Raw genomic sequence first — 15116 nt, forward strand, 5'->3', positions numbered from 1 at the left:
GGTGTTGAGCGATATCAGCCTGGCGTTGCAGCCCGGCGAGGTGCTGGGCGTGCTTGGCCCCAATGGCGCGGGCAAGAGCACCCTGCTGGGCGCCTTGTGCGGCGAATTGGCGCCCCGGCAAGGCCAGGTATGGCTGGGTGACTGTCTGCTGGCCGACTGGCCAGGCTCTGAGCGTGCGCGCCGCCTGGCGGTACTGCCGCAAGTGTCGACGCTGGGTTTTTCCTTTCGCGTGGAGGAGGTGGTGGGCATGGGCCGCTTGCCTCACGACAGTGGGCTGGCACGCGACGCCGAGATCATCGAGGCGGCTTTACAGGCCGCCGATGCGCAGCATTTGCGCGGACGCAGCTATTTGGCCTTGTCCGGCGGCGAGCGTCAGCGCGTGCACCTGGCTCGAGTGCTGGCGCAATTGTGGCCGGGGGAGGAGGGAACCACGCTGTTGCTCGACGAACCCACGTCGGCCCTCGACCCGCTGCATCAACACACCACGTTGCAGGCGGTGCGGGCCTTTGCCGACCGTGGCGCGGCGGTGCTGGTGATTCTGCATGACCTGAACCTGGCGGCGCGTTACTGCGACCGCATCCTGCTACTGGAGCAGGGCCGGGCATTCGCGCTGGGCACGCCGCAAGCCGTGTTGCAGCCGGACGGGCTGAAGGCGGTGTTCGGCCTGGAAGTGCTGGTGCAGGCGCACCCCGAGCGGGGGCATCCGCTGATCATTGCCCGTTAATTGGGCTGGACCCTCAAATAGCAGGCAAAAAAAGACCCGGCAAAGTGCCGGGTCAATAACCGTGATTAGCCTGATGAGGAGATAATCTGAGAGTCCGAACCAAGGTCTTTCAAATCATCACTGGCCTCGCGACCAGATGTGATAATCATAACAATTCTCATTTAGAAGTCAACAGGCCGATTCGATTTATTTTCACGGGCTGCCAATCAGCCGCGTGACCTGCCGATTCAGCGCGTCAATGCGCCGTGCCATGCTCTCGATCAGGCTGTGAGCGATGCGCGGGTTGGTCTGGGTCAGGCTCAGGAACTGGTCCTTGGGGATGATCATCAGCGTGCAGGGTTCGCTGGCCACCACGGTGGCGCTGCGCTTTTCGTGGGTGAAGATGGCCATGGCGCCGAAAATCTCATCCTTGGGCACATCGCCTACCTTGTGCCCGTCCACGAACGCTTCGGCGTGACCTTCGATGATCACGAACACATGGTCGGCTTCGTCGCCCTGGTGGATCAGGACGTCGCCGGCGGCCACGTGCTTGAAGCCGTTGCTGGCGCGGTACTCGGGCTGCTTGAGGCGGGTGATGGCGTCGCACAGCAGTGTGGTCTGCCCGGTCAAGTACTCGATCAGCAGTTCCTGGGTGTGCGGCGTGGCGTGGATGTGCGCCAGCACCTCGCTACGCAGGTAGGGCACCACACGCAGCACGCCGTCGGTGCTGTATTGATAGGCCAGGTCTTCGCGATTCTGGTACAGGCCCAGCAGGTCGCCGTCCTGCAGGTAGAACAAGGGCCGCTCATTGATGCGCGCCTGAACCAGGCCGCTGTCGATCAGGTACAGGTGGCTGTCACCTTGCAGGGCGCCAAGGTCGGCGCCTGGTTCCAGGTCCAGTGCCGGGCCTGCGGGTGCGATGCCCAACAGCAGTTGCGAGGCGATCCCTTGCAGGCGATTGACCCACGCGTCGGCGTATGCCGGCTGCTCTCCAAATAGATACATGCGCGATTCCCTCGACAGTCGAGCCTGACGCGCGGGCGCGGTCAGTTTTTACGACGTGAAGATATCGCGTCGAGTTGCTGATTCAAAGCCTCTTTGCGCTCGGCGGGGATGTCATTCCAGTGCACGTCCAGCAATGCGCCTTCAATGGCGTACAACAACACTTTGGAGGCCCGAAAGCCCCGGGTCTTCACTGCACGGTAAGCGTCTACCGCGCCCAGGCGGCGCAAATCGGAGGCACTGTGAATACCCACGGCATGCAGCCACTGTGCCGAGGTTTTGCCCAGGTTCTTCAAGTGCTGAAGTTCATCGTTCATCAAGCCTCCTTGCGACGGCTGAACTTGTCGAGGCGCAATTTGCTGGCCGTTCTGAAAAGGGAGTGTAGCGGCACTTTGGAAATGCGCTCAGGCGGGGCTTTTTTGGCAGATATCAGCAGCTTGCACGCATCAGGGATCCGGCGCAGGGCGCGCCGGAAGGGGCGTTGTGATGCTTCAGCGGGTGCGGTAGCGCAGCCGGGTGCCGAAATTCACCGACATCAGGATTTCATCGGCGCTCAGCTCTGCCGGGAAGTAGGCGCCGGAAATCTGCGCGTGGGCAAGGCTGGCGCCTTCCATGCAGGTGTCGCGCAGGTCCAGGCCGCGAAGGTCGGCGGTGCGGAAATAAGCGTCGGTGAAGTCGATGCCGCGGGCGTCCAGCTCACGCAGGTCCAGGCCGCGGAAGTCGCCGCTACGAAAGTCGACCTGGCCTTGGGTGGGGCGCTGTTCATTGAAACCGCGAACGTTTTCTTGGTGCACGAGGGCGTAAAGGGGCGAGTCGAGCTGCTTGGGCTGGCTCATGGCGACTTCCTGTTGGAATTATTGACGCCATTATAATGCCACTATTCTTGCGCCACAGACTGTCGACTGCTTCACGGCTGGAGAAAATAACTGGGGGGACGCACCAGCGAAGGCGGCGAGACCGTGTAGCCGATGCCGCAGGCTACGCCGGCCCTATGCCTCACCGAAGATCTCCAGTGTATTCAGGGGCCAGCGCAGCCTGGGGGCAGCGGCTAAGGGCGAACTTACAGCCCCGGAAGGCGCTGGCGGATTTGCTCTACCAGTTTGTCCAGGCTGTCGCCCTCGTTGGTTTCCACGCGCTTGCTCAGCACCAGTTCTTCGCTGGTCAGCGGCTCGCGGCTGGCCTGCTGGGCTTTGATCACTTCCAAGGTGGCGTCGGACGGGTCGCTCTGCTCAGCCTGGCGTTGTTGCAGCCATGCTTCCAGTACCGCCTGTGGCGCGTTGCAGTCCAGGATCAGGAACGGCACGCCGGTGGTCTCGGCAACGCTGGCGGCCTGCTGGCGCTGGTCGTGCTTGAGGTAGGTGGCGTCGATCGCCACTGGGAAACCGGCGCGCAGAATGCCATCGGCCAGGGTGTGCAGGTGCTGGTAGGTGGCCACGCTGGCGTCGGCGCTGTAAATGCCGCTTTGCAGCAGGTTGTCACCCTGTTGCTCGCCGAACAGGCGCTTGCGCTCCACGTCCGAGCGCAGGCGAATGGCGCCCAGCGCCTCGACCATGCGCATGGCCACGTGGCTCTTGCCCACGGCCGAGACACCACTGGTGATGGCCAGGAAGCGCGAAGGAATGGCGCTGTAACTTTCTGCCAGGTTGGCGTACTTGCGGTACTGCTTGAACGTGGTGGCGCGCTGCACGGCGTCCGAGTCCGAGGTCAGGCCGAACAGGGCGACCTTGGCGCGGACCAGGGCGCGATAGGCCTTGTAGAAGTTCAGCAGTTCCAGGCCGCGGTAGTCGCCGGTCAGTTCCAGGTACTGGCTGATGAAACGGCGCGCCAGACATTTCAGGCCACGGTCCTCCAGGTCCATGACCAGGAACCCGGTGTCGGCGTACACGTCGGTGAAGCGGAAAGGTTCGTTGAACTCGATGCAGTCGAAGATCACCACCTCGCCGTCGATCAGCGTGGCGTTGCCCAGGTGGATGTCACCGTGGCATTCGCGGATGAAGCCCTCGGCCTTGCGTTCCTGCAGCAAAGGCTGGAGACGGTCGAAGCTGGCCTGGGCCCAGGCTTGCAGTGCGTCGAGTTGTTGCAGGTCGGCCGGGTCCTTGAGGAACGGACGGATCTGCTCGAAGTTCTGCTCCACGGGGGCCATCACCGCTGCCGGGGTGCCGGCTTCGTTAGCGGCGGGTACTACTGGCGCGCTCAGGTGGAACTCGGCGATCTGGCGGGCCATGGAGTCGATGTGCGCGCTGGTCAGCTCGCCGTTGGCCTGCAGGGTGCTGAGCAGGTCGCTTTGCGGGAACTGACGCATTTGCAGGGCGTATTCGATGGCCGGGCCTTCGCCGCCCAGCACGGGTGCCCCGGCGCTGCCGGTGATTGGCAGCACTTGCAGGTACAGGTCGTGGGTCAGGCGCTGGTTGAGGCGCAGCTCTTCATTACAGAAGTGTTCGCGCGACGACAGGCTGGAAAAGTCCAGGAAGCCGAAATTCATCGGCTTCTTGATTTTGTAGACGTAGGGCCCGGTGAGCAGCACCCAGGAGATATGCGTTTCGATTACCTGGAAGGCTTCTACCGGATGCGGGAAAAGGGCCGGGTTCTGCAGGGCGGCGATAAGGGCTTGGCTCACGGGCGGTCCTTCAACTGTCAAAGAATTCGAGGCGGGCATTATGGCCGCTGGTGGGGCTGGTGCAAACCTTTCATGGACGCTGGTCGTCGTGCGGCGGGGACGTCTGCCCAGCGGGAATAAAGTGCGTATAATCCGCCGCCATGACTCGATCCCGATCCCCCCGCACCCCCAAAAAACGCGCCTCCGGCGGCCTTCGTCCCTGGCTTGGCTGGGGCCTGAAGCTGGGCCTGGTAGGCCTGGTGATACTGGCCGGCTTTGCCGTGTACCTGGACGCCATCGTCCAGGAGAAGTTCTCCGGCAAGCGCTGGACCATCCCGGCCAAGGTGTATGCACGGCCGCTGGAACTGTTCGTCGGCCAGAAACTCAGCGAAACTGATTTCCTGACCGAGCTCGACGCACTGGGCTACCGCCGTACCACCGCACTGGACGGTCCGGGCACTGCCGTGGTCAAGGGCACTACGGTCAACCTCAATACCCGTGGCTTCCAGTTCTATGAAGGGTTGGAAAAGGCCCAGCCGGTGCAGGTGCGTTTCAATGGTGACTACGTTGCCGAGCTGAGCAGCACCGAGAATGCCAAGCTGCCGGTGGTGCGCCTTGAGCCGCTGCTGATTGGCGGGCTGTACCCCAAGAACCTTGAAGACCGCATCCTGATCAAGCTGGACCAGGTGCCACCGTACCTGCTCGACACCCTGGTGACCGTGGAAGACCGCGACTTCTATCACCACTTCGGTGTGTCGCCCAAGTCCATTGCCCGCGCTATCTGGGTCAACACCTCCGCCGGGCAGATGCGCCAGGGCGGCAGTACCCTGACCCAGCAGTTGGTCAAGAACTTCTACCTGACCAACGAGCGCAGCCTGTCGCGCAAGCTCACTGAAGCGATGATGGCGGTACTGCTGGAGATCCACTACAGCAAGCAGGAGATTCTGGAGGCGTACCTCAACGAGGTGTTCATCGGTCAGGACGGCCAGCGTGCGGTGCACGGTTTCGGCCTGGCCAGCCAGTTCTTCTTCAGCCAGCCGCTGTCCGAACTCAAGCTGCATCAGGTGGCCTTGCTGGTGGGTATGGTCAAGGGGCCGTCCTACTACAACCCGCGTCGCTACCCGGACCGCGCGCTGGAACGCCGCAACCTGGTACTCGACCTGCTGGCGCAGCAGGGCGTGGCCACCCAGGCGCAAGTGGATGCGGCGAAGAAAATGCCGCTGGGCGTGACCAAGCAGGGCAGCCTTGCAGACAGCTCGTTCCCCGGCTTCCTGGACCTGGTCAAGCGTCAGTTGCGTGAAGACTACCGCGACGAAGACTTGACCGAGGAAGGCCTGCGTATCTTCACCAGCTTCGACCCGATCCTGCAGATGAAGGCCGAGGCTTCGGTCACCGACACCTTCAAGCGCCTGGGCAACCGCAAGGGCGTTGATGATGTAGAAGCCGCCATGGTCGTCACCAACCCCGAAAGCGGCGAAGTGCAGGCTCTGGTGGGCAGCCGCGTGCCGGGTTTCGCCGGTTTCAACCGCGCCCTGGATGCGGTGCGGCCGATTGGCTCGCTGGTCAAGCCGTCGATCTACCTGACCGCGCTTGAGAAGCCCAGCCAATACACGCTCACCAGTTGGATCAAGGACGAGCCGTTCGAGGTCAAGGGCGCCGACGGGCAAATCTGGCGTCCGAAGAACTATGAAGGCAACTCCAACGGCACCATCTTCCTGTACCAGGGCCTGGCGCATTCGTTGAACCTGTCCACTGCACGGCTGGGCCTGGACCTGGGCGTGCCCAACGTGTTCAAGACCATCTCCAAGCTGGGCGTGGACGTTGACTGGCCGACCTACCCATCAATGCTGCTGGGCGCGGGCGGCATGGCGCCGATTCAGGTGGCCACCATGTACCAGACCATCGCCAACGGCGGTTTCAACACGCCGATGCGTGGTATTCGCAGCGTACTGACCTCTGATGGCCAGCCGCTCAAGCGCTACCCCTTCCAGGTGCAGCAGCGCTTTGATCCAGGTTCCATCTACCTGATCCAGAACGCCATGCAGCGCGTGATGCGCGAAGGTACCGGGCGGTCGGTGTACAACGTGCTGCCAAGTTCGCTGAACCTGGCGGGCAAGACCGGCACCAGTAACGATTCGCGCGACAGCTGGTTCGCCGGCTTCAGCCAGGACGTGCTGGCGGTGGTGTGGATTGGCCGTGATGACAACGGCAAAACGCCGTTCACCGGTGCCACCGGTGCGCTGCAAGTGTGGACCAGCTTCATGAAGAAGGCTGATCCGCTGCCGCTGGACACGCCGGTACCGGACAACGTCACCCAGGCCTGGATCGACCCGCACACCGGCCAGGGCTCCGATGCCAACTGCCCAGGTGCCGTGCAGATGCCGTATATTCGCGGCAGTGAACCCGCGGCAGGTCCTGCTTGCGGTAGCCCGGCGCCGGCCGATTCCGTGATGGATTGGGTCAAGGGCTGGCTGAACTAATTTGGCTGAGCCATGCAAAGAGGAATCGAAGTGAACAAGTGGTGGTTTCCTGCTGTAACGGCCCTGGCATTGCTCAACGGTTGCGCCAGTGTGCCGCAAGGATCGATCCCGGTGGTGGACTCCGGTACCGCCGTGTCCAATAGCGAGCGGGTGTCCGGCAACCGTGGCTACGCCTCGGTGCCGCGTCAGGCGCCGCAGGCCATGTCGCAGGACTCCGGCGTGGTGGTGATGCCTCAGGGCGAATCCGCGCCCATGACCTTTGCCGCGCCGCAAAGCGCGCCAATCGGTACCGGGCCGATCACGCCGGGCCCTGCCACGTCGGGGCCGATCACGCCGCAGCCGTATAACAGCGCGCCCGTGACCAGCAACTACAGCATGCCGGCGACCAGCAACGCGCCCACCGGCATCCCCAGCAACAACGCCAGCAGCGGTGGCCTTGCAGCTGACGAGCAGCTTGACGGCCCGGTGCTGGCGCTGTTGACCACGGCCCAGCAGCAACAGGGCGGCGGCGACCTCAACGGCGCCTCGTCGAGCCTGGAGCGCGCCCAGCGCATTGCGCCGCGCGAACCCCAGGTGCTTTACCGCCTGGCCCAGGTGCGCCTGTCCCAGGGTGATGCGCCCCAGGCCGAGCAACTGGCCCGCCGTGCCCTGACCTACGCCAACGGCCGCCCGGACCTGCAGGCCAGCCTGTGGAACACCATTGCCCAGGCGCGCGAAAAGCAGGGTGACAGCGCCGGTGCCAGCCAGGCTCGCCAGAAAGCGTCGGGAGGTTGAAGATGGATGCGCGTTTTCCGCAAATCGCCGACCATCTGTTGCTGATCGAGCGCGAGTTGCGGGTTCAGGGCTGGTGGAGCGAGGACATGCCTGAGGCTGGCCTGCTGGCCAGCCAGGAGCCCTTCTGCGTGGACACCCTGGACTTCTCCCAGTGGCTGCAATGGATCTTCCTGCCGCGCATGAAGCAGATCCTTGAACAGGACCTGCCCCTGCCCAACGCGTCCGGCATCCTGGCCATGGCGGAAATGGTTTACGCCAACCAAGCCGAGAAAAGTCGCGGCATCCGCGTGCTGCTGCATCAATTCGACGAATTGATTACCGAGCACAGCTGACCGGTAGCCGCAGCCTTTGGCTGCGGCTACAGGCCGTTATTGGCAATTTTCGTCTATCTGCTTCTGCGTCAGCACAATTTTTGCCTGGCGCTCCTCTTCCGTCAGCCGTCGTAATTCCCCACCCATGTCCTGCCTCACCCGCGGGTTTGTCTGCAACTGCGCCAGGTTGTTTCTGCTGGTGTCACAGAATTGCGCTATCTGGCTTTCCTGATCCTGTACCTGCTGCCGCACTTGCTGGTTGATGGTGCGCTGGTCAGCCTTGCCCTGCGCCGCATCCGGGGCCTTGATGGGCGCCGCAGGCGGCGCGGCCACGGGCCTGGCGGTGTCCACCTCGGTGGAGTTCTGGCCCGCCGGCGGCTGGGCATCGAAGTGCGTCACGCCCTGGCTGTCGACCCATTTGTAGATCTGCGCAGCGAAACCCGCCGGGCTTGCCAATGCCAGCGCAATGGCGGTGATGATGAGTGATCGCATGCTAATTCCTTGGCCTTTATCGCAATTATGAAACTACCTGAGACCGTTATGAGCAAACGTTTTCTGTATCTGGTGAAAAAATTGGCACGCATTAAATTGCAACAGATGGCTTGACTTGAGCGTCGCGAATCACAACAATCGTAAGTCCGCTGTAGAGGGACTGCCAGAAGCAGACCCGCTCGGCAGATCATGAGGCGCATACCCGCGCCGACCTGTTACACCCGCAACGCGTTACCTCGCGCTGGGTGGGAAACCCCCGCAACACTTTGGGGAAGTCCCAATACTTGCTCAGTCAGTGCTGACGTAGTCGGCGACCACCGTCGCTCATGCTCTGCTGGCAGTAAACCTATTAAGACCCGTTCCCATGGAGCGGTATTCTGGCGTTTTAGAGGTGAACAACGTGGAGCTTTTATCTGGCGCTGAGATGGTCGTCCGCTTTTTGCGTGACGAAGGCGTTAAGCACATCTACGGGTACCCTGGTGGTGCTCTCCTGCATGTTTACGATGCCCTGTTCAAAGAACCGGAAGTGGAACACATCCTGGTTCGTCACGAGCAGGCCGCGACCCATATGGCTGACGGCTATGCCCGTGCCACCGGCAAGGCCGGCGTGGTACTGGTGACCTCCGGCCCGGGCGCGACCAACGCCATCACCGGCATCGCCACGGCCTACATGGACTCGATCCCCATGGTCGTGCTGTCCGGTCAGGTTGCTTCCACTCTGGTAGGTACCGACGCGTTCCAGGAAACCGACATGATCGGTATCTCCCGGCCGATCGTGAAGCACAGCTTCATGATCAAGCACGCCTCGGAAATCCCTGAGGTCATGAAGAAGGCGTTCTACCTGGCGCAGTCCGGTCGGCCGGGGCCTGTCGTTGTCGACATCCCGAAAGACATGACTAACCCGGCGGAGAAGTTCGAATACGTCTACCCGAAGAAAGCCAAGCTGCGCTCCTACAGCCCGGCAGTACGCGGCCACTCCGGCCAGATCCGCAAGGCCGTGGAAATGCTGCTGGCTGCCAAGCGTCCAGTGATGTACGCCGGCGGTGGCGTGATTCTGGGTGGCGGTTCGGCGCAACTGACCGAACTTGCCCAACTGCTGAACCTGCCGGTCACCAACACCCTGATGGGCCTTGGCGCCTACCCGGGCATGGACCGTCAGTTCGTCGGCATGCTGGGCATGCACGGCAGCTACACCGCCAACCTGGCCATGCACCACGCCGACGTGATCCTGGCCGTGGGCGCACGTTTCGATGACCGCGTGATCAACGGCGCGAGCAAATTCTGCCCGAACGCCAAGATTATCCACATCGACATCGACCCTGCCTCGATCTCCAAGACCATCAAGGCTGACGTGCCTATCGTCGGCCCTGTGGACAGCGTGTTGACCGAAATGGTCGCCACCCTGAAGGAAATCGGCGAAACCCCGAACAAGGAAGCCGTGGCCAGCTGGTGGAAGCAGGTTGACGAGTGGCGTGGCGACAAAGGCCTGTTCCCTTACAACAAGGGCGACGGCAGCCTGATCAAGCCACAGACCGTTATCGAAACCCTGTGCGAAGTGACTGGCGGCGACGCCTATGTTTCTTCGGACGTTGGCCAGCACCAGATGTTCGCGGCCCAGTACTACCGCTTCAACAAGCCTAACCGCTGGATCAACTCCGGCGGCCTGGGCACCATGGGCTTCGGCCTGCCTGCCGCCATGGGCGTGCAGATGAGCTTCCCCGATGCGCACGTTGCCTGCGTGACCGGTGAAGGCAGCATCCAGATGAACATCCAGGAGCTGTCCACCTGCCTGCAGTACGACCTGCCGGTGAAAATCATCCTGCTCAACAACGGTGTGTTGGGCATGGTTCGCCAGTGGCAGGACATGAGCTACGGTGGCCGTCACTCGCACTCGTACGTGGAATCGCTGCCTGATTTCGTCAAGCTGGTCGAGGCCTATGGCCACGTCGGCATGCGTATCACCGACTTGAAAGACTTGAAGCCGATGATGGAGAAAGCCTTCGCCATGAAGGACCGTCTGGTGTTCCTGGACATTCAGGTCGACGTTACCGAGCACGTCTATCCGATGCAGATCAAAGACGGTTCGATGCGCGATATGTGGCTGAGCAAGACGGAGCGTACCTAATCATGCGGCACATTATTTCCCTGCTGTTGGAAAACGAACCGGGTGCGTTATCCCGTGTGGTCGGCCTGTTCTCGCAGCGCAACTACAACATCGAAAGCCTGACCGTGGCGCCCACCGAAGACCCGACCCTGTCGCGTCTGACGCTGACCACCGTTGGCCAGGATGAAGTGATTGAACAGATCACCAAGAACCTCAACAAGCTGATTGAAGTGGTCAAGCTGGTCGACCTGTCGGAAAGCGCTCACATCGAGCGTGAACTGATGCTGGTCAAGGTCAAGGCTACCGGCGCCCAGCGTGCCGAGATCAAGCGCACCACGGATATTTTTCGCGGCCAGATCGTCGACGTCAGCAGCAGCGTTTACACCGTGCAGCTGGCCGGTACAAGCGATAAGCTCGACAGCTTCATCCAGGCCATTGGCACCGCCTCGATCCTGGAAACCGTGCGAAGCGGCGTGACCGGTATTGCCCGCGGCGACAAAGTGCTGAGCATCTGAACAAGGCAGTAAAGGTGGCGGGCAGGCTCGCCACTCTCAACCAAATTAGCGTATGGCCACAGGCCAAGATAACAGGGGTAATTTCATGAAAGTTTACTACGACAAAGACTGCGACCTGTCCATCATCCAGGGCAAAAAAGTTGCCATCATCGGTTACGGCTCCCAGGGTCACGCTCAAGCGTGCAACCTGAAAGACTCCGGTGTTGACGTCACTGTCGGTCTGCGCAAGGGCTCGGCTACTGTTGCCAAGGCTGAAGCCCACGGTCTGAAAGTTGCCGACGTGGCTACCGCCGTCGCTGCTGCCGACCTGGTCATGATCCTGACCCCGGACGAGTTCCAATCGCAGCTGTACAAGAACGAAATCGAACCGAACATCAAGAAGGGCGCTACCCTGGCCTTCTCCCACGGTTTCGCCATTCATTACAACCAGGTCGTGCCACGCGCTGACCTGGACGTGATCATGATCGCGCCAAAGGCCCCAGGCCACACCGTGCGTTCCGAGTTCGTCAAGGGCGGCGGTATCCCTGACCTGATCGCTATCTACCAGGACGCTTCGGGCAACGCCAAGAACGTCGCTCTGTCGTACGCTTCGGGCGTTGGCGGCGGCCGTACCGGCATTATCGAAACCACCTTCAAGGACGAAACCGAAACCGACCTGTTCGGCGAACAAGCCGTTCTGTGCGGCGGTACCGTTGAACTGGTGAAAGCCGGTTTCGAAACCCTGGTTGAAGCTGGCTACGCGCCGGAAATGGCCTACTTCGAGTGCCTGCACGAACTGAAGTTGATCGTTGACCTCATGTACGAAGGCGGTATCGCCAACATGAACTACTCGATCTCCAACAACGCCGAATACGGCGAGTACGTGACTGGCCCTGAGGTCATCAACGCCGAATCCCGTCAGGCCATGCGTAACGCTCTGAAGCGCATCCAGGACGGCGAATACGCCAAGATGTTCATCAGCGAAGGTGCCACTGGCTACCCATCGATGACCGCCAAGCGTCGCAACAACGCCGCTCACGGTATCGAAATCATCGGCGAGCAACTGCGCTCGATGATGCCGTGGATCTCGGCTAATAAAATCGTCGACAAAGCCAAGAACTGATTCAAGGCTTGTTGCGATGAAAACGCGGCTTCGGCCGCGTTTTTTCGTTATGGTGGTCAGGTTCTGGTATAAAGCTGCAACGTTTGCGGTCGAACCCTCGTCGCAGACGTCTGTCGAAACTTTCCACACCGTTGCAAGGTATTGTCCATGAGCGAACGTCCCGAAGAGCCGCACACGGCCTCTGACGCCGAAAGCCTGCTGCCGATCGATGAACATGTCGAAGAAGGACATGACGCAGAAGGGCGTAAAGTCCGGCACCGCGGCATCTATCTGCTGCCCAACCTGTTTACCACGGCAAACCTGTTTGCCGGGTTCTACTCGATCATCAATTCCATCAGCGCGCAAAGTGCACTGAGCGCCGGCAACTCCGTCGATGCCGCCAAGTACTTTTCCTTTGCCGCCATTGCCATTTTCGTTGCCATGGTCCTCGATGGCCTGGACGGCCGCGTGGCACGCATGACCAACACCCAGAGCGCCTTTGGCGCCGAATATGATTCGCTGTCCGACATGGTCGCCTTTGGCCTGGCGCCGGCGTTGCTGGCGTTCGGTTGGGCATTGGGTGACATGGGCAAGGTGGGCTGGATGGTTGCCTTCATCTACGTGGCCGGTGCTGCATTGCGCCTGGCACGCTTCAATACCCAGGTCGGCAAGGCTGACAAACGCTACTTCATCGGCCTGGCCAGCCCGGCTGCTGCCGGCGTGGTCGCCGGTACGGTATGGGCGTTCAGCGACTACGGCATCCAGGGTTCGAAACTGTCGTTCCTGGTGGCGCTGCTGGTGGCTGCCGCTGGCATGCTGATGGTCAGCAACATCAAGTACAACAGCTTCAAGGAGCTGGACCTCAAGGGCCGCGTGCCTTTCGTGGCCATCCTGGCTGTGGTGCTGGTGTTCGCCGTGGTGTTCAGCGACCCGCCGCGCATCCTGCTGCTGATTTTCCTCTGCTACGCAGCGTCCGGTCCTATCCAGTACCTGCTGCGCAAGAGCCGGCACAAAGCTGCCGAATAAGCTCATACTTCGTGGTCTGACGCTGTGACAGCCAGACTGCGGAGTGCTTATGCTGATCAAGCTTGCAAAGGCTTCGGACTGTAAAGAGTCCGAAGTCACCCCTCACGTTTCCTACCTTTCACGTCGCACCTTACTGGGTGGCTCCATGCTGGCCCTGGCCGCGACGGGCTTGCCGCGTATGGCAGCGGCCGATCCTTCCTTATACAGTGACGTCGAAGCCGGCCAGGCCCCGCGCTGGTTCAGCGAGAAGCTGCCGCACACTCAGTGGCAGGCCATGACCGTGAAAGGGGAAGCCATCACCCCGTTCAAGGACGCCACCCACTACAACAACTACTACGAATTCGGTACCGACAAGGGTGACCCTGCGGCCAATGCCGGTGCGCTGAAAGCCGAGCCGTGGACCGTGCTTATTGATGGTGAGGTCGGCAAGCCTGGGCGTTATGCGCTGGAAGACTTCATGAAGCCCCATCAGCTGCAGGAGCGCATCTATCGCATGCGTTGCGTGGAGGCCTGGTCCATGGTCATTCCATGGTTGGGTTTTCCGTTGGCTGAGCTGCTCAAGCAGGTCGAGCCCACCAGCAAGGCCAAATACATCCGTTTCGAGACGCTCAATGATCCGGCCGTCATGCCCGGCCAGCGCTCGGACTTTGCGCTGATCCAATGGCCCTATGTAGAAGGCCTGCGCCTGGACGAGGCCATGAACCCGCTGACCATCCTCGCCGTAGGCATGTATGGCCGTGAACTGCCCAACCAGAACGGCGCGCCGCTGCGCCTGGTGGTGCCGTGGAAGTATGGCTTCAAGGGGGTGAAGTCCATTGTGCGCATCAGCCTGGTCAGCGAACAGCCTGTGACCACGTGGCAGAACATTGCCCCTGACGAGTACGGCTTCTTTGCCAACGTAAACCCCAAGGTTGATCACCCACGCTGGACCCAGGCCCGCGAACGTCGGCTGCCCAGCGGGCTGTTCAGCCCCAATGTACGTGACACCTTGATGTTCAATGGGTATGAGGAGGAGGTGGCTTCTCTTTATGCGGGTATGGATCTGCGGAAGAACTATTGATGCGTCTGTTGTGGTGGCGGTTAGCTGTGTTTCTGGTGGCCGGTGTGTGGCCGTTCTGGTGGGTGTACCAAGCCTGGATTTTCGCCCTGGGGCCTGATCCGGGCAAAGTGCTGGTCGACCGCCTGGGGTTGGGCACGCTGGTGTTGCTGATGGTGACCCTGTGCATGACGCCGTTGCAGAGGCTGACGGGGTGGCCGGGGTGGATACGTGTGCGCCGACAGTTGGGCTTGTGGTGCTTTGCTTATGTGGTGATGCACCTGGCGGCCTACTTGTTCTTCGTGCTCGGATTGGATTGGGGACAGTTGGGGGTTGAGTTGCGCAAGCGGCCTTACATTATTGTGGGGGCGTTGGGGTTTGCCTGTTTGCTGGTGATGGCGGTGACGTCCAATCGGTATAGCCAGCGCAGATTGGGGCGGCGGTGGAAGGTGGTGCATCGGCTGGCTTATGTGGTGTTGGGGTTGGGGTTGTTGCATTTCTTGTGGGTGGTGCGGGCTGATTTGAAGGAGTGGGTGGTTTATGCGGGGGTGGGGGTGTTGTTGATGGTGGTTAGGGTGCCTGGGGTGGCTCGGCGGATTGCGCGGGTGGTGTGAAGGGCGCATGTCGTGGAGGTGCGTTAAGGCCGCCAAGTGCCAGCCGTTGTTTCTCTAGCACCCTTGAAATCGAGACCCATCCCCCGTGGGGCACGTTGCAACCAACGTGGGAGCGGCCTCTGGCCGCGAAGCGTCGCGCGGGCGGCGCTCGATGTTGTGAGGCTTGAAGATCCCCAGGCATGCACCTGGTGGCCTTTATAGGGTCCCCTTTGGGATGCTTTTGATCTTTATGGCAATTTGTTGAAATCAAAGCTTGACGCCCCCTCAGATCTATCTATAATTCGCCCCACTTCCGGCGCAGACCAAACGGAAAACTCCTTGAGTTTCAAAGAGTTAACCGAAGTAAGCAGTTCTGGAGGGTTTCGATCTTAACGTCGAAAGC

Annotated in this window: 15 protein-coding genes; 10 read left to right on the plus strand and 5 right to left on the minus strand. The window is 61.2% G+C overall.

The window, feature by feature from the left end:
- Nucleotide 1: 1 nt before the first annotated feature.
- Nucleotides 2–724 (plus strand): heme ABC transporter ATP-binding protein, encoded by a 723-nt coding sequence (locus PMM47T1_RS27955; protein WP_443216111.1) that lies wholly within the window; start codon nucleotides 2–4, stop codon nucleotides 722–724.
- Between the two features lie 192 nt (nucleotides 725–916).
- Here the strand turns inward: PMM47T1_RS27955 and PMM47T1_RS27960 are convergent, their stop codons facing one another.
- From PMM47T1_RS27960 to PMM47T1_RS27975, 4 genes are all read right to left on the minus strand, one after another.
- Entirely contained in the window at nucleotides 917–1708 is a 792-nt protein-coding gene (locus tag PMM47T1_RS27960; protein ID WP_008375597.1) for a Crp/Fnr family transcriptional regulator, read from the minus strand.
- A 41-nt stretch (nucleotides 1709–1749) separates the two neighbouring features.
- A complete protein-coding gene (locus tag PMM47T1_RS27965; RefSeq protein ID WP_008375598.1) occupies nucleotides 1750–2022 on the minus strand; it encodes a TfoX/Sxy family protein in 273 nt (90 codons plus the stop codon).
- Between the two features lie 174 nt (nucleotides 2023–2196).
- Nucleotides 2197–2541 carry a pentapeptide repeat-containing protein gene (locus PMM47T1_RS27970; RefSeq protein ID WP_008375599.1) on the minus strand — a complete coding sequence of 115 codons (345 nt, stop codon included), beginning with the start codon at nucleotides 2539–2541 and terminating at the stop codon, nucleotides 2197–2199.
- Nucleotides 2542–2765: 224 nt separating this feature from the next.
- Nucleotides 2766–4322 (minus strand): bifunctional aminoglycoside phosphotransferase/ATP-binding protein, encoded by a 1557-nt coding sequence (locus PMM47T1_RS27975; protein ID WP_008375600.1) that lies wholly within the window; start codon nucleotides 4320–4322, stop codon nucleotides 2766–2768.
- A gap of 140 nt (nucleotides 4323–4462) precedes the next feature.
- On the opposite strand from PMM47T1_RS27975, the gene mrcB reads away from it, so the two are divergent.
- The 3 genes from mrcB to PMM47T1_RS27990 are packed head-to-tail and all read left to right on the plus strand — an operon-like array spanning nucleotide 4463 to nucleotide 7887.
- On the plus strand, nucleotides 4463–6781 hold the full coding sequence (mrcB, locus tag PMM47T1_RS27980; protein ID WP_008375601.1) for a penicillin-binding protein 1B: 2319 nt from the start codon (nucleotides 4463–4465) through the stop codon (nucleotides 6779–6781).
- Nucleotides 6782–6811: 30 nt separating this feature from the next.
- Nucleotides 6812–7555 carry a tetratricopeptide repeat protein gene (locus PMM47T1_RS27985; RefSeq protein WP_043301634.1) on the plus strand — a complete coding sequence of 248 codons (744 nt, stop codon included), beginning with the start codon at nucleotides 6812–6814 and terminating at the stop codon, nucleotides 7553–7555.
- Between the two features lie 2 nt (nucleotides 7556–7557).
- Nucleotides 7558–7887 (plus strand): YqcC family protein, encoded by a 330-nt coding sequence (locus PMM47T1_RS27990; protein WP_008375603.1) that lies wholly within the window; start codon nucleotides 7558–7560, stop codon nucleotides 7885–7887.
- A 36-nt stretch (nucleotides 7888–7923) separates the two neighbouring features.
- On the opposite strand, the gene PMM47T1_RS27995 is transcribed toward PMM47T1_RS27990, so the two are convergent.
- Entirely contained in the window at nucleotides 7924–8358 is a 435-nt protein-coding gene (locus PMM47T1_RS27995) for a DUF4124 domain-containing protein (RefSeq protein ID WP_008375604.1), read from the minus strand.
- A 400-nt stretch (nucleotides 8359–8758) separates the two neighbouring features.
- On the opposite strand from PMM47T1_RS27995, the gene PMM47T1_RS28000 reads away from it, so the two are divergent.
- The 6 genes from PMM47T1_RS28000 (at nucleotide 8759) to msrQ (ending at nucleotide 14734) form a co-directional block, all read left to right on the plus strand.
- Nucleotides 8759–10483: an acetolactate synthase 3 large subunit gene (locus PMM47T1_RS28000; RefSeq protein WP_008375605.1), complete on the plus strand. Its 1725-nt coding sequence runs from the start codon at nucleotides 8759–8761 to the stop codon at nucleotides 10481–10483.
- Between the two features lie 2 nt (nucleotides 10484–10485).
- Nucleotides 10486–10977 carry an acetolactate synthase small subunit gene (ilvN, locus tag PMM47T1_RS28005; protein WP_008375606.1) on the plus strand — a complete coding sequence of 164 codons (492 nt, stop codon included), beginning with the start codon at nucleotides 10486–10488 and terminating at the stop codon, nucleotides 10975–10977.
- An 85-nt stretch (nucleotides 10978–11062) separates the two neighbouring features.
- The gene (gene ilvC / locus PMM47T1_RS28010) at nucleotides 11063–12079 is read left to right on the plus strand and encodes a ketol-acid reductoisomerase (protein ID WP_008375608.1); all 1017 of its coding nucleotides are present in this window, start codon (nucleotides 11063–11065) and stop codon (nucleotides 12077–12079) included.
- 147 nt (nucleotides 12080–12226) lie between these two features.
- Entirely contained in the window at nucleotides 12227–13084 is an 858-nt protein-coding gene (gene pssA / locus PMM47T1_RS28015) for a CDP-diacylglycerol--serine O-phosphatidyltransferase (RefSeq protein WP_008375609.1), read from the plus strand.
- A gap of 49 nt (nucleotides 13085–13133) precedes the next feature.
- Nucleotides 13134–14144, plus strand: a complete 1011-nt coding sequence (gene msrP / locus PMM47T1_RS28020) for a protein-methionine-sulfoxide reductase catalytic subunit MsrP (protein WP_008375610.1) — start codon at nucleotides 13134–13136, stop codon at nucleotides 14142–14144.
- Nucleotides 14144–14734, plus strand: coding sequence for a protein-methionine-sulfoxide reductase heme-binding subunit MsrQ (gene msrQ / locus PMM47T1_RS28025; protein WP_008375611.1), 591 nt, complete (start codon nucleotides 14144–14146; stop codon nucleotides 14732–14734). Before msrP ends, msrQ begins: the two co-directional genes overlap by 1 nt.
- The last annotated feature ends 382 nt before the right edge of the window (nucleotides 14735–15116 follow it).

Source organism: Pseudomonas sp. M47T1, assembly GCF_000263855.1.
Taxonomy (GTDB): domain Bacteria; phylum Pseudomonadota; class Gammaproteobacteria; order Pseudomonadales; family Pseudomonadaceae; genus Aquipseudomonas.